This is a genomic window from Erwinia sp. L03-1 (assembly GCF_058686115.1).
In genome coordinates, this window is sequence record NZ_CM178762.1 from 376452 (window position 1) to 393419 (window position 16968).

Here is a 16968-nt window from a genome sequence, read left to right on the forward strand (position 1 = left end):
GCCCGGTTCAATCTGAACCGCAGGAGAGCGAATAGCGACCCTGACAATACTCCCAATTGGGGAGTTATGTGCAGACGATTACACTCCCCCATCAATCGTAATGGGTGCGGGTAGTAATTTTTTTCGTTTATAAATAATTGGAGCTCTGGTCTCATGCAGAACCAAAGAATCCGTATCCGTCTTAAAGCGTTTGATCATCGTCTGATCGATCAATCAACTGCGGAAATCGTTGAGACTGCCAAGCGCACTGGTGCGCAGGTACGTGGTCCCATCCCGCTGCCGACCCGCAAAGAGCGCTTTACCGTTCTGATCTCTCCGCACGTCAATAAAGATGCGCGCGATCAGTATGAAATTCGCACTCACAAGCGTCTGGTTGACATCGTTGAGCCAACTGAAAAAACGGTTGATGCTCTGATGCGTCTGGATCTGGCTGCAGGTGTTGACGTGCAGATCAGCCTGGGTTAATCAGGTCATTGAGCGATTGAGAGGTTGAAACAATGATTGGTTTAGTCGGTAAAAAAGTGGGCATGACCCGTATCTTCACTGAAGATGGCGTATCTATCCCAGTAACCGTGATTGAAATTGAAGCAAACCGCGTGACTCAGGTTAAGAGCCTGGAAAACGACGGCTACACTGCTATCCAGGTAACTGCCGGTGCTAAAAAAGCTAACCGCGTAACGAAACCTGAAGCAGGCCACTTTGCTAAAGCTGGCGTAGAAGCTGGCCGTGGTCTGTGGGAATTCCGTACCGCTGAAGGTTCAGAGTTCACCGTAGGTCAGAGCATTAACGTTGATATTTTCGCTGACGTGAAAAAAGTTGACGTTACGGGCACATCTAAAGGTAAAGGTTTTGCCGGTACTGTTAAGCGCTGGAACTTCCGTACTCAGGATGCTACCCACGGTAACTCCTTGTCTCACCGCGTACCGGGTTCTATCGGTCAGAACCAGACTCCGGGCAAAGTGTTTAAAGGCAAGAAAATGGCAGGCCAGATGGGCAACGAACGTGTAACTGTTCAGAGCCTGGACGTGGTACGCGTTGACGCTGAGCGCAACCTGCTGCTGGTTAAAGGTGCTGTACCCGGTGCTACCGGTTGCGACCTGATCGTTAAACCAGCTGTTAAGGCGTAAGGGGATAGCAATGGAATTAGTATTGAAAGACGCGCAAAGCGCGCTGACTGTTTCCGAAACTACCTTCGGTCGTGATTTCAACGAAGCGCTAGTACACCAGGTTGTTGTTGCTTATGCAGCAGGTGCCCGTCAAGGTACTCGTGCTCAGAAGACCCGCGCTGAAGTAACTGGTTCCGGTAAAAAACCGTGGCGCCAGAAAGGTACCGGCCGTGCGCGTGCAGGTTCTGTAAAGAGCCCAATCTGGCGTTCAGGTGGTGTGACCTTTGCTGCGAAGCCTCAGGACCACAGTCAAAAAGTAAATAAAAAGATGTACCGCGGCGCGCTGAAAAGCATCCTGTCCGAACTGGTACGTCAAGAACGTCTGATCGTTGTTGAGCAGTTCTCTCTCGAAGCGCCTAAAACTAAGCTGCTGGTAGAGAAACTGAAAGATATGGCGCTGGAAGACGTGCTGATCATCACTGGTGAACTGGAAGAGAACCTGTTCCTGGCCGCCCGTAACCTGTACAAGGTTGACGTTCGTGATGCAGCAGGTATCGACCCAGTTAGCCTGATCGCCTTCGACAAAGTCGTTATGACTGCTGACGCAGTTAAGCAAGTTGAGGAGATGCTGGCATGATCCGTGAAGAACGTCTGCTGAAAGTCGTGCGCGCGCCGCACGTATCTGAAAAAGCGTCTGCTGCGATGGAAAAAACCAACACCATCGTTCTCAAAGTTGCTAAAGATGCGACCAAAGCAGAAATCAAAGCCGCTGTGCAGAAACTTTTCGAAGTGGAAGTAGAGGTTGTTAACACCCTGGTTGTTAAAGGGAAAGTTAAACGCCACGGACAGCGTACTGGTCGTCGTAACGACTGGAAAAAAGCTTACGTCACCCTGAAGGAAGGCCAGAATCTGGACTTCGTCGGCGGCGCTGAGTAAGTCGGAGGAGAAGAACAATGGCAGTTGTTAAATGTAAACCGACATCTCCGGGTCGTCGCCACGTAGTTAAAGTGGTGAACCCTGAGCTGCACAAGGGCAAACCATTCGCCCCGCTGGTAGAAAAAAACAGCAAATCCGGTGGCCGTAACAACAATGGTCGTATCACCACCCGTCATATCGGTGGTGGTCACAAGCAGGCTTACCGTATTGTTGACTTCAAACGCAACAAAGATGGTATCCCGGCAACCGTTGAACGTCTTGAGTACGATCCGAACCGCTCCGCGAACATCGCGCTGGTTCTGTACAAAGACGGCGAGCGCCGTTACATCCTGGCCCCTAAAGGCCTGAAAGCTGGCGACCAGATTCAGTCTGGCGTTGATGCGGCGATCAAAGCAGGTAACACCCTGCCGATGCGTAACATCCCAGTGGGTTCTACCGTACACAACGTAGAAATGAAACCAGGCAAAGGCGGTCAGATTGCTCGCTCAGCTGGTGCTTACGTGCAGATCGTTGCGCGTGAAGGTTCCTACGTTACCCTGCGTCTGCGTTCTGGTGAAATGCGTAAAGTCGAAATTGACTGCCGCGCGACCCTGGGCGAAGTCGGTAACGCTGAGCATATGCTTCGCGTTCTGGGTAAAGCCGGTGCAGCTCGTTGGCGCGGTGTTCGTCCTACCGTTCGCGGTACTGCGATGAACCCAGTCGATCACCCGCACGGTGGTGGTGAAGGTCGTAACTTTGGTAAGCACCCGGTTTCACCGTGGGGCGTTCAGACCAAAGGTAAGAAGACCCGTAGCAACAAGCGTACTGATAAATTTATCGTACGTCGCCGTAGCAAATAATTTTAGAGGATAAGCCATGCCACGTTCTCTCAAGAAAGGTCCTTTTATTGACCTGCACTTGCTGAAGAAGGTAGAGAAAGCGGTGGAAAGCGGAGACAAGAAGCCTTTGCGCACCTGGTCCCGTCGTTCAACGATCTTCCCTAACATGATCGGTTTGACCATCGCTGTCCATAATGGTCGTCAGCACGTTCCTGTTTTTGTTTCCGATGAAATGGTCGGTCACAAACTGGGTGAATTTGCACCGACCCGTACTTATCGCGGCCACACGGCTGATAAGAAAGCCAAGAAACGCTAAGGCAGGAGGAAGAGATGGAAACTATCGCTAAACATCGCCACGCTCGTTCTTCTGCGCAGAAGGTTCGCCTGGTAGCAGATCTTGTACGCGGTAAGAAAGTGTCGCAGGCTCTGGACATTTTGACCTACACCAATAAGAAAGCGGCTGTACTGGTCAAAAAAGTTCTGGAATCTGCCATTGCTAACGCCGAACACAACGATGGCGCTGACATTGATGATCTGAAAATCACGAAAATCTTCGTTGATGAAGGCCCTAGCATGAAGCGCATTATGCCGCGTGCAAAAGGTCGTGCAGATCGCATCCTGAAGCGCACCAGCCACATTACTGTGGTTGTGTCCGATCGCTGAGACTCTGGAGACTAGCAATGGGTCAGAAAGTACATCCTAATGGTATTCGCCTGGGTATTGTTAAACCCTGGAACTCTACCTGGTTCGCAAATACCAAAGAATTCGCTGACAACCTGGACAGCGACTTTAAAGTACGTCAGTTTTTGACTAAAGAACTGGCAAAAGCGTCCGTATCTCGTATCGTTATCGAGCGCCCGGCTAAGAGCATTCGTGTGACCATTCACACCGCTCGCCCTGGTATCGTTATCGGTAAGAAAGGCGAAGACGTAGAAAAACTGCGCAAGGTCGTAGCTGATATCGCTGGCGTACCTGCACAGATCAATATCGCCGAAGTCCGTAAACCGGAACTGGACGCTAAATTGGTTGCTGACAGCATCACTTCACAGCTGGAGCGTCGTGTGATGTTCCGTCGTGCTATGAAGCGTGCAGTACAGAACGCAATGCGTCTGGGCGCTAAAGGGATCAAAGTTGAAGTTAGTGGCCGTCTGGGCGGTGCTGAAATCGCGCGTACCGAATGGTACCGTGAAGGCCGCGTGCCGTTGCACACCCTGCGTGCTGACATTGACTACAACACCTCTGAAGCGCACACCACTTACGGTGTAATCGGCGTTAAGGTATGGATCTTCAAAGGCGAGATCCTGGGTGGTATGGCTGCTGTTGAACAACCGGAACCGGCTGCTCAACCTAAAAAGCAGCAGCGTAAAGGCCGTAAGTAAGGAGAGTCGCTGATGTTACAACCAAAGCGTACAAAATTCCGTAAAATGCACAAAGGCCGCAACCGTGGTCTGGCTGCCGGCACGGATGTTAGCTTCGGTACTTTCGGTCTGAAAGCTGTTGGCCGTGGTCGTCTGACCGCTCGTCAGATCGAAGCAGCACGTCGTGCTATGACCCGTGCAGTTAAGCGTCAAGGTAAAATTTGGATCCGCGTATTCCCGGACAAACCAATTACCGAGAAGCCACTTGAAGTGCGTATGGGTAAAGGTAAAGGTAACGTTGAGTATTGGGTTGCCTTGATCCAGCCTGGTAAAGTCCTGTATGAAATGGACGGCGTGCCGGAAGAGCTGGCCCGTGAAGCATTCAAGCTGGCAGCAGCAAAACTGCCTATCAAAACCACCTTTGTAACTAAGACGGTGATGTAATGAAAGCAACAGAGCTGCGTGAAAAAAGCGTTGAAGAGCTTAACACTGAGCTGCTTAACCTTCTGCGTGAGCAGTTTAATCTGCGCATGCAGGCGGCATCAGGCCAGCTTCAACAGACTCATCTGTTGAAGAATGTGCGCCGTGATGTCGCGCGCGTTAAGACTTTACTGACTGAGAAGGCGGGTGCGTAATGACCGATAAAATCCGTACTCTGCAAGGTCGTGTGACTAGCAACAAAATGGAGAAATCCATCGTTGTCGCTATCGAACGTTTTGTGAAACACCCTATCTACGGTAAGTTCATCAAGCGTACGACTAAACTGCACGTACACGACGAGAACAACGAATGCGGTACTGGCGACGTGGTTGAAATCCGCGAATGCCGTCCGCTGTCCAAGACTAAGTCCTGGACGCTGGTTCGCGTTGTAGAGAAAGCGATTCTGTAATAGAATTAGCCCTCTTAAAAAATAAGGTAAACGGCTCGATTGAGCCGTTTATTTTTTCTACCCTTATGCGAGAAGCGGTGTTATAATGCTGCGCCCTCAATTATGGGGCTTTTAAACGACCTGAATCAGGTCCCGAAGTAGTAGTTGACATTAGCGGAGCACTAAAATGATCCAAGAACAGACTATGCTGAACGTCGCCGACAACTCCGGTGCACGTCGCGTAATGTGTATCAAGGTTCTGGGTGGCTCGCACCGTCGCTACGCAGGCGTAGGCGATATCATCAAAATTACCATCAAGGAAGCAATTCCTCGCGGTAAGGTTAAGAAAGGTGATGTGCTGAAAGCGGTAGTGGTGCGCACCAGGAAGGGTGTTCGTCGCCCGGACGGTTCTGTCATTCGCTTCGATGGTAATGCATGCGTTATTTTAAATAATAACAGTGAGCAGCCAATCGGTACGCGTATTTTTGGGCCGGTAACTCGTGAACTTCGTACTGAAAAGTTCATGAAAATTATCTCTCTGGCACCAGAAGTACTCTAAGGAGCGAAAAATGGCAGCTAAAATCCGTCGCGATGACGAAGTTATCGTGCTGACCGGCAAAGATAAAGGTAAGCGCGGTAAAGTTAAAAGTGTCCTGTCTTCTGGCAAGGTCATTGTTGAAGGTATCAACCTGGTGAAGAAACATCAGAAGCCGGTTCCGGCTCTGAACCAACCAGGCGGCATCGTTGAAAAGGAAGCTGCTGTGCAGGTTTCTAACGTTGCGCTTTACAACACTGCCACCGGTAAGGCTGACCGTGTAGGCTTTAGATTCGAAGACGGCAAAAAAGTCCGTTTCTTCAAGTCTAACAGCGAAACTATCAAGTAATTTGGAGTAGTACGATGGCGAAACTGCATGATTACTACAAAGACGAAGTAGTTAACAAACTCATGACTGAGTTTAGCTACAATTCTGTCATGCAAGTCCCTCGGGTCGAGAAGATCACCCTGAATATGGGTGTGGGTGAAGCGATCGCTGATAAGAAACTGCTGGATAACGCAGCAGCTGACTTAGCAGCAATCTCCGGTCAAAAGCCGTTTATCACCAAAGCACGCAAATCAGTTGCAGGCTTCAAAATCCGTCAGGGCTATCCGATCGGCTGTAAAGTGACTCTGCGTGGCGAGCGCATGTGGGAGTTCTTTGAGCGTCTGATTTCTATTGCTGTTCCACGTATCCGTGACTTCCGTGGCTTGTCCGCTAAGTCATTCGACGGCCGTGGTAACTACAGCATGGGCGTTCGTGAGCAGATCATCTTCCCAGAAATCGACTATGACAAGGTCGATCGCGTTCGTGGTTTGGATATTACCATTACCACTACTGCGAAATCTGACGATGAAGGCCGTGCTCTGCTGGCTGCCTTTGACTTCCCGTTCCGCAAGTAAGGTAGGGTTACTTCATGGCTAAGCAATCGATGAAGGCACGCGAAGTCGTTCGCGTAAAACTGGCTGATAAATACCGCGCAAAACGCGAGGAATTGAAAGCTATCATCTCTAGTGTGAACTCATCCGACGAAGAACGTTGGAATGCTGTTCTTAAGCTGCAGACTCTGCCGCGTGATTCCAGCCCGTCCCGTCAGCGTAACCGCTGCCGCCAAACTGGTCGTCCGCATGCTTTCCTGCGGAAGTTCGGGTTGAGCCGTATCAAGGTCCGTGAAGCCGCAATGCGCGGTGAGATCCCGGGTCTTAAAAAGGCTAGCTGGTAATTGTCACCAATTGAATCACGGGAGTAAAGACAGATGAGCATGCAAGATCCGATCGCGGATATGCTGACCCGTATCCGTAACGGTCAATCCGCGAATAAAGTAGCGGTCACCATGCCTTCCTCCAAGCTGAAAGTGGCAATCGCCAACGTGCTGAAGGAAGAAGGATATATTGAAGAATTTAAAATCGAAGGCGACACCAAGCCAGAACTGGAACTGACTCTTAAGTATTTCCAGGGCAAGGCAGTGGTAGAAAGCATTCAGCGTGTTAGTCGTCCAGGTCTGCGCATCTACAAACGCAAAGACGAGCTGCCAAAAGTTATGGCAGGACTGGGTATCGCTGTTATTTCTACCTCTAAAGGTGTCATGACCGATCGTGCAGCGCGCCAGGCTGGTCTTGGTGGCGAAATTATCTGCTACGTAGCTTAACGGAGGAAAGAATGTCTCGTGTTGCTAAAGCACCTGTCGTCATTCCTGCCGGCGTAGAGATAAAACTCGACGGTCAGGTTATTTCGATTAAAGGTAAAAACGGCGAGCTGACTCGTACTATCAACAAAGCTGTAGAAGTTAAGCATGCTGACAACACCCTGACTTTCGCTCCACGCGAAGGTTTTGCGGATGGTTGGGCGCAGGCTGGTACTTCTCGTGCACTGCTGAATGGTATGGTTATCGGTGTTACCGAAGGCTTCTCTAAGAAGTTGCAGCTGGTTGGTGTAGGTTATCGTGCGGCCGTTAAAGGCAACTCCGTGAGTTTAGCTCTTGGCTTCTCTCACCCTGTTGACCACGAGCTGCCAGCGGGAATCACTGCTGAATGTCCTTCTCAGACTGAAATCGTGCTCAAGGGCGCTGATAAGCAGCTGATTGGACAAGTTGCAGCTGATATTCGCGCCTACCGTCGTCCTGAGCCTTATAAAGGCAAGGGTGTTCGTTACGCCGACGAAGTCGTGCGTACCAAAGAGGCTAAGAAGAAGTAAGGTAACACTATGGATAAGAAATCTGCTCGTATCCGTCGTGCGACCCGCGCACGCCGCAAGCTCAAAGAGCTGGGTGCAACTCGCCTGGTGGTACATCGTACCCCGCGTCATATTTACGCACAGGTAATTGCATCAAATGGCTCTGAAGTCCTGGTCGCTGCTTCTACAGTAGAAAAAGCAATCAGTGAGCAACTGAAGTACACAGGAAACAAAGACGCCGCTGCAGCTGTTGGTAAAGCAGTTGCTGAGCGCGCAATCGAAAAAGGCATCACTGGTGTTTCTTTCGACCGCTCTGGTTTCCAATATCATGGTCGTGTCCAGGCACTGGCAGATGCTGCCCGTGAAGCTGGCCTACAGTTCTAAGGTAGAGGTGTAAGATGGCACACATCGAAAAACAAGCTGGCGAACTGCAGGAAAAGCTGATCGCGGTAAATCGCGTATCTAAAACCGTAAAAGGTGGTCGTATTTTCTCCTTCACTGCTCTGACAGTGGTAGGTGACGGTAACGGTCGCATCGGTTTTGGTTACGGTAAAGCGCGTGAAGTTCCAGCAGCGATCCAGAAAGCGATGGAAAAAGCTCGTCGCAATATGATTAACGTCGCGCTGAACAACGGCACCCTGCAGCACCCTGTTAAGGGCGTGCACACGGGTTCTCGCGTGTTCATGCAGCCGGCTTCTGAAGGTACCGGTATCATTGCCGGTGGTGCAATGCGCGCCGTTCTGGAAGTCGCTGGGGTTCATAACGTTCTGGCTAAAGCCTATGGTTCCACTAACCCGATTAACGTGGTTCGTGCAACGCTGGATGGCCTGGGCAATATGAGTTCTCCAGAAATGGTCGCTGCCAAGCGTGGTAAATCCGTTGAAGACATTCTGGGATAATTGACCATGGCTAAGACTATTAAAATTACTCAAACCCGTAGTGCAATCGGTCGTCTGCCAAAACACAAGGCAACGCTGCTTGGCCTGGGTCTGCGTCGTATTAACCACACCGTAGAGCGTGAAGACACGCCAGCAGTACGCGGCATGGTTAACGCGATTTCCTACATGGTTAAAGTGGAGGAGTAACAGATGCGTTTAAATACTCTGTCTCCGGCCGAAGGGTCTAAACACGCTGCGAAGCGTGTAGGTCGTGGTATCGGTTCTGGCCTCGGCAAGACCGCTGGTCGTGGTCACAAAGGTCAGAACTCACGTTCTGGCGGTGGCGTACGTCGCGGTTTCGAAGGTGGCCAGATGCCTCTGTACCGTCGTCTGCCTAAGTTCGGCTTCACCTCACGTAAAGCTATGGTTACGGCAGAAGTTCGTCTGTCTGACCTGGCGCGAGTTGAAGGCGGCATCGTCGACCTGAACACGCTGAAAGCTGCCAACATTGTCGGTATTCAGATTGAGTTCGCTAAGATTATCCTGTCTGGCGAAGTCGCTGCACCGGTTACGGTTCGTGGTCTGCGTGTCACTAAAGGCGCACGTGCTGCAATCGAAGCTGCTGGCGGTACAATTGAGGAATAAGTAGCAGATGGCTAAGCAACCAGGATTAGATTTTCAAAGTGCCAAAGGTGGTTTTGGTGAACTGAAACGCAGACTTCTGTTTGTGATTGGTGCACTAATTGTTTTCCGCATTGGCTCTTTTATTCCAATCCCTGGTATCGATGCCACTGTACTTGCCAAACTGCTTGAGCAACAGCGTGGCACCATCATTGAAATGTTTAACATGTTCTCTGGTGGTGCTCTGAGCCGTGCTTCTATCTTTGCCCTGGGTATTATGCCGTACATTTCGGCCTCTATTATTATCCAGCTGCTGACGGTGGTTCATCCAGCGTTAGCAGAAATTAAGAAAGAAGGGGAGGCTGGTCGTCGCAAGATTAGCCAGTACACCCGCTACGGTACTCTGGTATTAGGTATATTTCAGTCGGTCGGTATTGCTACCGGTTTACCGAATATGCCTGGAATGCAGGGCCTGGTATTAAACCCAGGCTTTGCTTTCTACTTCACTGCTGTTGTTAGCCTGGTCACCGGAACAATGTTCCTGATGTGGCTGGGTGAACAGATAACTGAACGAGGTATCGGTAACGGTATCTCAATCATTATCTTCGCGGGTATTGTTGCGGGATTGCCGCCGGCCATTGGCCATACCATCGAGCAAGCACGGCAAGGCGACCTGCACTTCCTCCTGTTGCTGTTGGTTGCAGTTCTCGTATTTGCAGTGACCTTCTTCGTTGTTTTCGTTGAGCGTGGTCAACGCCGCATTGTGGTGAACTATGCGAAACGTCAGCAAGGCCGTCGAGTCTATGCTGCACAGAGCACACATTTACCACTGAAAGTGAATATGGCCGGGGTTATCCCAGCAATCTTTGCTTCCAGTATCATTCTGTTTCCGGCCACGATTGCATCATGGTTCGGTGGCGGTACCGGTTGGAACTGGCTGACAACTATTTCAATGTATTTGCAGCCCGGACAGCCGCTTTATGTGTTACTCTATGCGACTGCAATCATCTTCTTCTGTTTCTTTTATACCGCGTTGGTTTTCAACCCACGTGAAACAGCAGATAACCTGAAGAAGTCTGGTGCATTTGTTCCAGGAATTCGTCCGGGAGAACAGACGGCGAAGTATATTGATAAAGTAATGACACGCCTGACTCTGGTTGGTGCGCTCTACATTACCTTTATCTGCCTGATCCCGGAGTTCATGCGTGATGCGATGAAAGTTCCATTCTACTTCGGCGGTACATCGCTGCTGATTGTAGTCGTTGTCATCATGGACTTTATGGCTCAAGTGCAAACTCTGATGATGTCCAGTCAATATGAGTCTGCATTGAAGAAAGCAAACCTGAAAGGCTACGGCCGTTAATCAGGCGCTTGAGAAGTTACGGAGAGTAAAAATGAAAGTTCGTGCTTCCGTCAAGAAATTATGTCGTAACTGCAAAATCGTCCGTCGTGATGGTGTCGTACGTGTGATTTGCAGCGCCGAGCCTAAGCATAAACAGCGTCAAGGCTGATTATTCGCATATTTTTCTTGCAAAGTCGGGTTGAGCTGGCTAGATTAGCCAGCCAATCTTTTGTATGTCTATGCGTTTCCCATTTGAGTATCCTGAAAACGGGCTTTTCGGCATGGGACGCATATTTGAATAGTAGGAGTGCATAGTGGCCCGTATAGCAGGCATTAACATTCCTGATCATAAACATACCGTTATCGCGTTAACTGCAATTTTCGGTATCGGCAAGACCCGCTCACAGGCTATCTGTGCATCAACGGGTATTGCAGAAAATGTTAAGATCAGTGAGCTGTCTGAAGAGCAAATCGATATTCTGCGTGATGCAGTATCAAAATTTGTTGTTGAAGGCGATCTGCGTCGTGAAGTCACCCTGAGCATCAAGCGTCTTATGGACCTTGGTTGCTATCGTGGTTTACGTCATCGTCGTGGTCTTCCAGTGCGCGGTCAGCGTACCAAGACCAACGCACGTACCCGCAAGGGTCCGCGTAAACCGATCAAGAAATAATCGGGGTGATTGAATAATGGCAAAGGCACCAGTTCGTGCACGTAAGCGTGTAAGAAAGCAAGTCTCTGATGGCGTGGCTCATGTCCATGCGTCTTTTAACAACACCATCGTGACTATTACCGATCGTCAGGGTAATGCGTTGGGTTGGGCAACAGCCGGTGGTTCCGGTTTCCGTGGTTCTCGTAAGTCGACTCCGTTTGCAGCTCAGGTTGCTGCTGAACGCTGTGCTGACGCCGTGAAAGAGTACGGTATTAAGAACCTGGAAGTTATGGTTAAGGGTCCAGGTCCAGGCCGCGAGTCTACGATTCGTGCTCTGAACGCTGCTGGTTTCCGCATCACGAATATTACTGATGTGACTCCGATCCCTCACAACGGTTGTCGTCCGCCGAAAAAACGTCGCGTATAACGCCCGTTTTTTAGGAATGTTGGAGAAAGAAAATGGCAAGATATTTGGGTCCTAAGCTCAAGCTGAGCCGTCGCGAAGGTACAGACCTCTTTTTGAAGTCTGGTGTTCGCGCGATTGATACCAAGTGTAAGATTGAACAAGCTCCTGGTCAGCACGGTGCGCGTAAACCGCGTCTGTCTGATTATGGCGTACAGTTACGTGAAAAGCAGAAAGTTCGTCGTATCTACGGCGTGCTGGAGCGTCAGTTCCGTAACTATTATAAAGAAGCTGCACGTCTGAAAGGCAACACGGGTGAAAACCTGTTAGCTCTGCTGGAAGGTCGTCTGGACAACGTTGTTTATCGTATGGGCTTTGGCGCCACTCGTGCAGAAGCACGCCAGCTGGTTAGCCACAAATCTATCATGGTAAATGGCCGCGTTGTTAGCATCGCTTCTTATCAGGTAACTCCGAATGACGTTGTTAGCATCCGTGAGAAAGCCAAAAAGCAGTCTCGCGTGAAAGCCGCTCTGGAGCTGGCTGAACAGCGTGAAAAGCCAACCTGGCTGGAAGTTGATGCAACTAAGATGGAAGGTGTGTTCAAGCGTATTCCTGAACGTACCGATCTGTCTGCGGACATTAACGAACACCTGATCGTCGAGCTTTACTCCAAGTAAAGCTTAGTACCAAAGAGAGGACACAATGCAGGGTTCTGTGACAGAGTTTCTAAAACCGCGCCTGGTAGATATCGAGCAAGTGAGTTCGACGCACGCCAAGGTGACCCTTGAGCCTTTAGAGCGTGGCTTTGGCCATACTCTTGGTAACGCACTGCGCCGTATTCTGCTTTCATCAATGCCGGGTTGCGCGGTGACCGAGGTTGAAATTGATGGTGTACTACATGAGTACAGCACCAAAGAGGGCGTACAGGAAGATATCCTGGAAATCCTGCTCAACCTGAAAGGGCTGGCGGTAAGAGTTCAGGGGAAAGATGAAGTTGTTCTTACTCTGAATAAATCTGGCATTGGCCCTGTGACTGCAGCCGATATCACCCATGATGGTGATGTCGAAATCGTCAAGCCGCAGCACGTGATCTGCCATCTGACCGATGAAAACGCTGCTATCAGCATGCGTATCAAAGTTCAGCGTGGTCGTGGTTATGTGCCGGCTTCTGCCCGAATTCATTCGGAAGAAGATGAGCGCCCGATCGGTCGTCTGTTAGTCGACGCCTGTTACAGCCCTGTAGAGCGTATCGCCTACAATGTTGAAGCAGCGCGTGTTGAACAGCGCACTGACCTGGACAAGCTGGTCATCGAAATGGAAACCAACGGCACTATTGATCCTGAAGAAGCGATCCGCCGTGCGGCAACCATCCTGGCAGAACAACTCGAAGCTTTCGTTGACTTACGTGATGTACGTCAGCCGGAAGTGAAAGAAGAGAAACCAGAATTCGATCCGATCCTGCTGCGCCCTGTTGACGATCTGGAATTGACTGTCCGCTCTGCTAACTGCCTTAAGGCAGAAGCTATCCACTACATCGGTGATCTGGTACAGCGTACTGAGGTTGAGCTGCTTAAAACGCCTAACCTTGGTAAAAAATCTCTTACCGAGATTAAAGATGTGCTGGCTTCTCGTGGTTTGTCTCTGGGCATGCGCCTGGAAAACTGGCCGCCCGCTAGCATTGCTGATGAATAACCCGATCACAGGTTAAGGTTTCACTGAGAAGGATAAGGTCATGCGCCATCGTAAGAGTGGTCGTCAACTGAACCGCAACAGCAGCCATCGTCAGGCTATGTTCCGCAACATGGCTGGCTCTTTGGTTCGTCATGAGATCATCAAGACGACCTTGCCAAAAGCGAAAGAGCTGCGTCGTGTAGTTGAGCCGCTGATTACTCTTGCCAAGACCGACAGCGTAGCTAATCGTCGTCTGGCATTCGCCCGCACTCGTGATAACGAGATCGTGGCAAAACTGTTTAACGAGCTGGGCCCGCGTTTTGCGAGCCGTGCCGGTGGTTACACTCGTATTCTGAAGTGTGGCTTCCGCGCTGGTGACAACGCTCCGATGGCTTACATCGAGCTGGTTGATCGTCCAGAAGCTCAAGCAGAAGCTGCAGCAGAGTAATCTGCTGTATGTTGGAAAAACCGGGCTTGCCCGGTTTTTTTATGTCCGAAATTCCCCTCATCCTCTTCAAGCTTTATCCTTATGTCTTCCCTTCCGTTACTGCGGGTGAATTATGTGGCTAATAGATCAGTTGGTTGAGCAGCACATTGCCGAAGCGCAAAAGAATGGTGAACTGGATGGTCTTTCGGGTAGCGGCAAAAAGCTTGTACTGGATGACGACAGCCACGTTCCCCCCGAGCTACGTGCAGCATATCGACTGATGAAAAATTCCGGTTATCTTCCACCAGAGCTTGAAATACGGCGCGAAGCGGTCGAGCTGGACCAATTACTGGCAGGGCTTACACCCGATGATGACAGCTATGAGCAATGTGCAAAGCGGCTGGTTTTACTGGAAATGAAACTCAGGCAGGCTGGGATGAGTACTGCATTTTTACAGGGCGATTATAGCAACCGTGTCCATCGACATTTTAAAGGAGAGGAGTGATGTTTAAAATTGGTCAACTGGCCAAACTGGCCGATGTGACACCAGATACTATCCGCTACTACGAAAAGCAGCAGATGATGGATCATGAAATCCGTACTGAAGGTGGTTTTCGCCTCTACAGCGACAATGATTTACAGCGACTGAAATTTATTCGCTATGGGAGACAGCTGGGGTTTAGCCTTGAAGCAATACGAGAATTACTGTCGATCCGCGTGGATCCCGCGCATCATACCTGCGAGGAATCGAAGGGTATCGTGAAGAAACGGTTGTTGGAAGTAGAAGGGATGATTACTGAGCTACAGAATATGCAACGTTCGTTGAAAAGACTGAATGATGCGTGCTGCGGCACTTCACACAGTAGCCTCTACTGTTCGATCCTCGAAGCGCTGGAAAAAGGTGAAATTGCTGTAGTAGATTGATTTTTTATCGGGTGGGCTCTATATTCTTGCCGTTACTCATTAAGGAGCAAAAGATGTCAGGTTATCAACACAAAAAAGGTGTGATCCGCGATAATGCGATTGAAGCATTACTGCACGATCCTTTGTTTAAAGTCAGGATCGAAGTGAACCACAAGGGTAAGGGCAGCTTCCGGCGTAAAGACAAACACGCTAAAAAGGGTAACTGGGAGGCCAGTGGTAAAGAGAGCTTTACCACTGGCCTTCTGATTTTCTGGGCATAAAAAAACCGCCGTCGGCGGTTTTCTTAATAAGAAAGTCGTAATCAGGGCTGACCATTCTGCTGTTTCAGCAAATCGCGAATTTCAGTGAGAAGGGTTTCTTCGACACTGGGCTTCGGAGCGGGTTTTTCCACTTCCTTTTTCTTATGCAGTTTGTTCATCAGCTTGATAGCCATAAAGATGGCGAACGCGACGATAACAAAATCAAACACGGTCTGAATAAAAATACCGTACTGCATTACGACCGCGGGTGTATCGCCAACCGCAGGCTTAAGTACCCAGGCGAACGATTTGAAGTCCACTCCCCCGATTAAAAGACCCAGCGGTGGCATAATGATGTTTGCCACCAGTGAGGAAACAATTTTACCGAATGCCGCACCAATAATGACACCAACTGCCAGGTCGACAACATTGCCGCGCATGGCGAAATCACGAAACTCTTTGAATAAACTCATTGTTCTCTCCAATCCTTTACCAGATGATAAGTCTAACAAACGATCCCGTTTTTACCAGAATGAAGCGGAAAAATTTAAGCCGCCACCCCGGAGGGGGTGACAGTGAGAAGGCCGCTCGAACTGTCAGAGGAAAAAGGGACTAGGCTGAAAGAGCCTTTCAACATCTCCCACAAACTTTTTGTCCGTAAGGAACATGATAACGTGATCTCCCTGCTCAATGCGCAGGTTGTTATTGGCGATCATGACGTCATCGCCACGCACAACCGCGCCAATTAGCGTACCGGGAGGCAGTTTAATATCGTTGATTTCCCGCCCTACAACCCGGGAGGTTGTCTCATCGCCGTGAGCAATCGCCTCAATGGCTTCTGCTACGCCACGGCGCAGCGATGATACCCCGACAATATCAGCCTTACGCACATGCCCTAATAACGCCGAGATTGTTGCCTGCTGCGGGGATATAGCGATATCTATGACGCTACCCTGAACCAGATCGACATAGGCCTTACGCTGGATCAGTACCATCACCTTTTTGGCCCCCATCTTTTTAGCCAGCATCGCTGACATAATGTTGGCTTCATCATCATTAGTGATCGCGATAAAAAGATCGATCTGATCGATGTGTTCCTCGGCAAGCAGTTCCTGATCGGACGCATCTCCGTAAAACACAATGGTATTCTGTAAGAGTTCAGCCAGCTCGGCCGCGCGTTGCTGATCGCGTTCAATCAGTTTTACGCTGTAATTTTTCTCAAGACGCAGGGCTAAACCGGAACCTATATTACCCCCGCCTACGATCATAATGCGCTTATAAGGCTTCTCCAGCCGCTGATACTCGCTCATCACCGCTCTGATATGCTGGCTGGCCGCAATGAAGAATACTTCATCCCCGGCTTCAACGATGGTTGAACCCTGAGGGCGAATGGGCCTGTCCTGGCGGAAAATCGCCGCCACACGCGTATCTATATGCGGCATATGATCGCGCATGACGGAAAGTGCATTCCCTACCAGGGGCCCACCGTAATACGCTTTGACTACCGCAAGGCTGACTTTGCCCTCAGCGAAATTTACCACCTGCAGTGCACCGGGATACTCGATTAGGCGGTAAATATTATCAATAACCAGCTGTTCGGGAGAGATCAGATGATCAATTGGCACCGCTTCAGGAATGAAAAGCTTATCTGCATCACGGATATAATCCGGCGCACGTATGCGGGCGATGCGGTTTGGGGTATTAAACAGAGAATAGGCAACCTGGCAGGCGACCATATTCGTTTCATCAGAATTGGTTACTGCCACCAGCATATCAGCATCTTCCGCGCCAGCTTCACGCAGTACGCGCGGATGAGAACCATGACCCTGAACCACCCGCAGGTCGTACTTATCCTGTAGCTGGCGAAGGCGAATCGCATTAGTGTCTACGACCGTGATATCGTTATTTTCGCCTACCAGGTTTTCAGCGAGGGTACCACCCACCTGACCAGCGCCAAGAATGATTATTTTCATTATGCTTCAGTCTGATTGTTGGGGCCATTAAGGGCCACGTGGAATA

The 16968-nt window shown here is 50.0% G+C and carries 33 protein-coding genes; 31 read left to right on the forward strand and 2 right to left on the reverse strand.

The features are described from left to right. The first annotated feature begins 153 nt into the window (after positions 1-153). The 31 genes from rpsJ (at position 154) to AC4PCC_RS01815 (ending at position 14970) form a co-directional block, all read left to right on the forward strand. Positions 154-465 carry a 30S ribosomal protein S10 gene (gene rpsJ / locus AC4PCC_RS01665; protein WP_001181005.1) on the forward strand — a complete coding sequence of 104 codons (312 nt, stop codon included), beginning with the start codon at positions 154-156 and terminating at the stop codon, positions 463-465. 32 nt (positions 466-497) lie between these two features. Then, the gene (rplC, locus tag AC4PCC_RS01670) at positions 498-1127 is read left to right on the forward strand and encodes a 50S ribosomal protein L3 (RefSeq protein WP_067709929.1); all 630 of its coding nucleotides are present in this window, start codon (positions 498-500) and stop codon (positions 1125-1127) included. Positions 1128-1137: 10 nt separating this feature from the next. Next, on the forward strand, positions 1138-1743 hold the full coding sequence (gene rplD, locus AC4PCC_RS01675; protein ID WP_056232449.1) for a 50S ribosomal protein L4: 606 nt from the start codon (positions 1138-1140) through the stop codon (positions 1741-1743). Beyond that, the gene (rplW, locus tag AC4PCC_RS01680; RefSeq protein ID WP_067709930.1) at positions 1740-2042 is read left to right on the forward strand and encodes a 50S ribosomal protein L23; all 303 of its coding nucleotides are present in this window, start codon (positions 1740-1742) and stop codon (positions 2040-2042) included. Before rplD ends, rplW begins: the two co-directional genes overlap by 4 nt. A 17-nt stretch (positions 2043-2059) precedes the next feature. Further along, entirely contained in the window at positions 2060-2881 is an 822-nt protein-coding gene (rplB, locus tag AC4PCC_RS01685; protein ID WP_345829230.1) for a 50S ribosomal protein L2, read from the forward strand. A gap of 16 nt (positions 2882-2897) precedes the next feature. Further along, on the forward strand, positions 2898-3176 hold the full coding sequence (rpsS, locus tag AC4PCC_RS01690; RefSeq protein WP_013204132.1) for a 30S ribosomal protein S19: 279 nt from the start codon (positions 2898-2900) through the stop codon (positions 3174-3176). Positions 3177-3190: 14 nt separating this feature from the next. Further along, complete coding sequence (gene rplV / locus AC4PCC_RS01695) at positions 3191-3523, forward strand: 50S ribosomal protein L22 (protein ID WP_067709934.1); 333 nt, start codon at positions 3191-3193, stop codon at positions 3521-3523. Positions 3524-3540: 17 nt separating this feature from the next. Then, positions 3541-4239, forward strand: a complete 699-nt coding sequence (gene rpsC / locus AC4PCC_RS01700) for a 30S ribosomal protein S3 (protein ID WP_002919766.1) — start codon at positions 3541-3543, stop codon at positions 4237-4239. A 12-nt stretch (positions 4240-4251) separates the two neighbouring features. Further along, the gene (rplP, locus tag AC4PCC_RS01705; RefSeq protein WP_032116388.1) at positions 4252-4662 is read left to right on the forward strand and encodes a 50S ribosomal protein L16; all 411 of its coding nucleotides are present in this window, start codon (positions 4252-4254) and stop codon (positions 4660-4662) included. Continuing rightward, complete coding sequence (gene rpmC / locus AC4PCC_RS01710; protein WP_024966580.1) at positions 4662-4853, forward strand: 50S ribosomal protein L29; 192 nt, start codon at positions 4662-4664, stop codon at positions 4851-4853. Before rplP ends, rpmC begins: the two co-directional genes overlap by 1 nt. Further along, positions 4853-5107 (forward strand): 30S ribosomal protein S17, encoded by a 255-nt coding sequence (gene rpsQ, locus AC4PCC_RS01715; protein ID WP_067709937.1) that lies wholly within the window; start codon positions 4853-4855, stop codon positions 5105-5107. The genes rpmC and rpsQ overlap by 1 nt, the downstream gene beginning before the upstream one ends. Positions 5108-5273: 166 nt before the next feature. Next, positions 5274-5645 (forward strand): 50S ribosomal protein L14, encoded by a 372-nt coding sequence (gene rplN / locus AC4PCC_RS01720; protein ID WP_004160583.1) that lies wholly within the window; start codon positions 5274-5276, stop codon positions 5643-5645. Positions 5646-5655: 10 nt separating this feature from the next. Beyond that, the gene (gene rplX / locus AC4PCC_RS01725; RefSeq protein ID WP_067709938.1) at positions 5656-5970 is read left to right on the forward strand and encodes a 50S ribosomal protein L24; all 315 of its coding nucleotides are present in this window, start codon (positions 5656-5658) and stop codon (positions 5968-5970) included. A gap of 14 nt (positions 5971-5984) precedes the next feature. Next, complete coding sequence (gene rplE, locus AC4PCC_RS01730) at positions 5985-6524, forward strand: 50S ribosomal protein L5 (protein ID WP_067709940.1); 540 nt, start codon at positions 5985-5987, stop codon at positions 6522-6524. 14 nt (positions 6525-6538) lie between these two features. After that, positions 6539-6844 (forward strand): 30S ribosomal protein S14, encoded by a 306-nt coding sequence (gene rpsN, locus AC4PCC_RS01735; protein WP_067709941.1) that lies wholly within the window; start codon positions 6539-6541, stop codon positions 6842-6844. Positions 6845-6877: 33 nt separating this feature from the next. Further along, positions 6878-7270 (forward strand): 30S ribosomal protein S8, encoded by a 393-nt coding sequence (rpsH, locus tag AC4PCC_RS01740; RefSeq protein ID WP_067709943.1) that lies wholly within the window; start codon positions 6878-6880, stop codon positions 7268-7270. Positions 7271-7281: 11 nt separating this feature from the next. Then, positions 7282-7815, forward strand: a complete 534-nt coding sequence (gene rplF / locus AC4PCC_RS01745; RefSeq protein ID WP_067709945.1) for a 50S ribosomal protein L6 — start codon at positions 7282-7284, stop codon at positions 7813-7815. Positions 7816-7824: 9 nt separating this feature from the next. After that, positions 7825-8178, forward strand: coding sequence for a 50S ribosomal protein L18 (gene rplR, locus AC4PCC_RS01750; RefSeq protein WP_024966588.1), 354 nt, complete (start codon positions 7825-7827; stop codon positions 8176-8178). 14 nt (positions 8179-8192) lie between these two features. After that, positions 8193-8693, forward strand: a complete 501-nt coding sequence (gene rpsE, locus AC4PCC_RS01755) for a 30S ribosomal protein S5 (RefSeq protein WP_067709948.1) — start codon at positions 8193-8195, stop codon at positions 8691-8693. Between the two features lie 6 nt (positions 8694-8699). Further along, positions 8700-8879 carry a 50S ribosomal protein L30 gene (gene rpmD, locus AC4PCC_RS01760; RefSeq protein ID WP_024966590.1) on the forward strand — a complete coding sequence of 60 codons (180 nt, stop codon included), beginning with the start codon at positions 8700-8702 and terminating at the stop codon, positions 8877-8879. Positions 8880-8882: 3 nt separating this feature from the next. Continuing rightward, positions 8883-9317 carry a 50S ribosomal protein L15 gene (gene rplO, locus AC4PCC_RS01765; RefSeq protein ID WP_067709950.1) on the forward strand — a complete coding sequence of 145 codons (435 nt, stop codon included), beginning with the start codon at positions 8883-8885 and terminating at the stop codon, positions 9315-9317. 7 nt (positions 9318-9324) lie between these two features. Beyond that, complete coding sequence (gene secY / locus AC4PCC_RS01770) at positions 9325-10656, forward strand: preprotein translocase subunit SecY (RefSeq protein WP_067709952.1); 1332 nt, start codon at positions 9325-9327, stop codon at positions 10654-10656. 31 nt (positions 10657-10687) lie between these two features. Continuing rightward, positions 10688-10804, forward strand: a complete 117-nt coding sequence (gene rpmJ, locus AC4PCC_RS01775) for a 50S ribosomal protein L36 (RefSeq protein WP_020322760.1) — start codon at positions 10688-10690, stop codon at positions 10802-10804. 145 nt (positions 10805-10949) lie between these two features. Continuing rightward, a complete protein-coding gene (gene rpsM / locus AC4PCC_RS01780) occupies positions 10950-11306 on the forward strand; it encodes a 30S ribosomal protein S13 (protein ID WP_067709956.1) in 357 nt (118 codons plus the stop codon). 16 nt (positions 11307-11322) lie between these two features. Continuing rightward, positions 11323-11712, forward strand: a complete 390-nt coding sequence (rpsK, locus tag AC4PCC_RS01785; RefSeq protein ID WP_034899652.1) for a 30S ribosomal protein S11 — start codon at positions 11323-11325, stop codon at positions 11710-11712. 32 nt (positions 11713-11744) lie between these two features. After that, complete coding sequence (gene rpsD, locus AC4PCC_RS01790; RefSeq protein ID WP_004160561.1) at positions 11745-12365, forward strand: 30S ribosomal protein S4; 621 nt, start codon at positions 11745-11747, stop codon at positions 12363-12365. 25 nt (positions 12366-12390) lie between these two features. After that, positions 12391-13380 (forward strand): DNA-directed RNA polymerase subunit alpha, encoded by a 990-nt coding sequence (locus tag AC4PCC_RS01795; protein WP_067709958.1) that lies wholly within the window; start codon positions 12391-12393, stop codon positions 13378-13380. A 40-nt stretch (positions 13381-13420) separates the two neighbouring features. Beyond that, positions 13421-13807 (forward strand): 50S ribosomal protein L17, encoded by a 387-nt coding sequence (gene rplQ, locus AC4PCC_RS01800; protein WP_003850180.1) that lies wholly within the window; start codon positions 13421-13423, stop codon positions 13805-13807. Positions 13808-13919: 112 nt separating this feature from the next. Next, entirely contained in the window at positions 13920-14291 is a 372-nt protein-coding gene (locus AC4PCC_RS01805; RefSeq protein WP_345829211.1) for a DnaJ family domain-containing protein, read from the forward strand. Beyond that, complete coding sequence (zntR, locus tag AC4PCC_RS01810; RefSeq protein ID WP_067709962.1) at positions 14291-14710, forward strand: Zn(2+)-responsive transcriptional regulator; 420 nt, start codon at positions 14291-14293, stop codon at positions 14708-14710. The genes AC4PCC_RS01805 and zntR overlap by 1 nt, the downstream gene beginning before the upstream one ends. 53 nt (positions 14711-14763) lie before the next feature. Continuing rightward, a complete protein-coding gene (locus AC4PCC_RS01815) occupies positions 14764-14970 on the forward strand; it encodes an alternative ribosome-rescue factor A (protein ID WP_492126209.1) in 207 nt (68 codons plus the stop codon). Positions 14971-15011: 41 nt separating this feature from the next. Here the strand turns inward: AC4PCC_RS01815 and mscL are convergent, their stop codons facing one another. Together mscL and trkA are read right to left on the reverse strand one after the other, a co-directional pair. Then, a complete protein-coding gene (gene mscL, locus AC4PCC_RS01820) occupies positions 15012-15422 on the reverse strand; it encodes a large-conductance mechanosensitive channel protein MscL (RefSeq protein ID WP_067709963.1) in 411 nt (136 codons plus the stop codon). A gap of 123 nt (positions 15423-15545) precedes the next feature. Beyond that, a complete protein-coding gene (trkA, locus tag AC4PCC_RS01825) occupies positions 15546-16922 on the reverse strand; it encodes a Trk system potassium transporter TrkA (RefSeq protein ID WP_345829209.1) in 1377 nt (458 codons plus the stop codon). Positions 16923-16968: the final 46 nt, after the last annotated feature.

Bases quoted from the DNA above. Each gene is read 5' to 3' on its own strand.
- rplB (WP_345829230.1), top strand. From the start codon at position 2,060: ATGGCAGTTGTTAAATGTAAACCGACATCTCCGGGTCGTCGCCACGTA.
- AC4PCC_RS01805 (WP_345829211.1), top strand. From the start codon at position 13,920: ATGTGGCTAATAGATCAGTTGGTTGAGCAGCACATTGCCGAAGCGCAA.
- mscL (WP_067709963.1), bottom strand. From the start codon at position 15,422: ATGAGTTTATTCAAAGAGTTTCGTGATTTCGCCATGCGCGGCAATGTT.
- rpsE (WP_067709948.1), top strand. From the start codon at position 8,193: ATGGCACACATCGAAAAACAAGCTGGCGAACTGCAGGAAAAGCTGATC.
- rplC (WP_067709929.1), top strand. From the start codon at position 498: ATGATTGGTTTAGTCGGTAAAAAAGTGGGCATGACCCGTATCTTCACT.
- rplO (WP_067709950.1), top strand. From the start codon at position 8,883: ATGCGTTTAAATACTCTGTCTCCGGCCGAAGGGTCTAAACACGCTGCG.
- AC4PCC_RS01795 (WP_067709958.1), top strand. From the start codon at position 12,391: ATGCAGGGTTCTGTGACAGAGTTTCTAAAACCGCGCCTGGTAGATATC.
- rpmJ (WP_020322760.1), top strand. From the start codon at position 10,688: ATGAAAGTTCGTGCTTCCGTCAAGAAATTATGTCGTAACTGCAAAATC.
- rplX (WP_067709938.1), top strand. From the start codon at position 5,656: ATGGCAGCTAAAATCCGTCGCGATGACGAAGTTATCGTGCTGACCGGC.
- rpsN (WP_067709941.1), top strand. From the start codon at position 6,539: ATGGCTAAGCAATCGATGAAGGCACGCGAAGTCGTTCGCGTAAAACTG.
- rplP (WP_032116388.1), top strand. From the start codon at position 4,252: ATGTTACAACCAAAGCGTACAAAATTCCGTAAAATGCACAAAGGCCGC.
- rplN (WP_004160583.1), top strand. From the start codon at position 5,274: ATGATCCAAGAACAGACTATGCTGAACGTCGCCGACAACTCCGGTGCA.
- rpsK (WP_034899652.1), top strand. From the start codon at position 11,323: ATGGCAAAGGCACCAGTTCGTGCACGTAAGCGTGTAAGAAAGCAAGTC.
- rpmD (WP_024966590.1), top strand. From the start codon at position 8,700: ATGGCTAAGACTATTAAAATTACTCAAACCCGTAGTGCAATCGGTCGT.
- rplE (WP_067709940.1), top strand. From the start codon at position 5,985: ATGGCGAAACTGCATGATTACTACAAAGACGAAGTAGTTAACAAACTC.
- rplW (WP_067709930.1), top strand. From the start codon at position 1,740: ATGATCCGTGAAGAACGTCTGCTGAAAGTCGTGCGCGCGCCGCACGTA.
- AC4PCC_RS01815 (WP_492126209.1), top strand. From the start codon at position 14,764: ATGTCAGGTTATCAACACAAAAAAGGTGTGATCCGCGATAATGCGATT.
- rplR (WP_024966588.1), top strand. From the start codon at position 7,825: ATGGATAAGAAATCTGCTCGTATCCGTCGTGCGACCCGCGCACGCCGC.
- rpsQ (WP_067709937.1), top strand. From the start codon at position 4,853: ATGACCGATAAAATCCGTACTCTGCAAGGTCGTGTGACTAGCAACAAA.
- rpsS (WP_013204132.1), top strand. From the start codon at position 2,898: ATGCCACGTTCTCTCAAGAAAGGTCCTTTTATTGACCTGCACTTGCTG.
- rplQ (WP_003850180.1), top strand. From the start codon at position 13,421: ATGCGCCATCGTAAGAGTGGTCGTCAACTGAACCGCAACAGCAGCCAT.
- rpsD (WP_004160561.1), top strand. From the start codon at position 11,745: ATGGCAAGATATTTGGGTCCTAAGCTCAAGCTGAGCCGTCGCGAAGGT.
- rpmC (WP_024966580.1), top strand. From the start codon at position 4,662: ATGAAAGCAACAGAGCTGCGTGAAAAAAGCGTTGAAGAGCTTAACACT.
- zntR (WP_067709962.1), top strand. From the start codon at position 14,291: ATGTTTAAAATTGGTCAACTGGCCAAACTGGCCGATGTGACACCAGAT.
- rplV (WP_067709934.1), top strand. From the start codon at position 3,191: ATGGAAACTATCGCTAAACATCGCCACGCTCGTTCTTCTGCGCAGAAG.
- secY (WP_067709952.1), top strand. From the start codon at position 9,325: ATGGCTAAGCAACCAGGATTAGATTTTCAAAGTGCCAAAGGTGGTTTT.
- rpsC (WP_002919766.1), top strand. From the start codon at position 3,541: ATGGGTCAGAAAGTACATCCTAATGGTATTCGCCTGGGTATTGTTAAA.
- rpsJ (WP_001181005.1), top strand. From the start codon at position 154: ATGCAGAACCAAAGAATCCGTATCCGTCTTAAAGCGTTTGATCATCGT.
- rpsH (WP_067709943.1), top strand. From the start codon at position 6,878: ATGAGCATGCAAGATCCGATCGCGGATATGCTGACCCGTATCCGTAAC.
- rplF (WP_067709945.1), top strand. From the start codon at position 7,282: ATGTCTCGTGTTGCTAAAGCACCTGTCGTCATTCCTGCCGGCGTAGAG.
- rplD (WP_056232449.1), top strand. From the start codon at position 1,138: ATGGAATTAGTATTGAAAGACGCGCAAAGCGCGCTGACTGTTTCCGAA.
- trkA (WP_345829209.1), bottom strand. From the start codon at position 16,922: ATGAAAATAATCATTCTTGGCGCTGGTCAGGTGGGTGGTACCCTCGCT.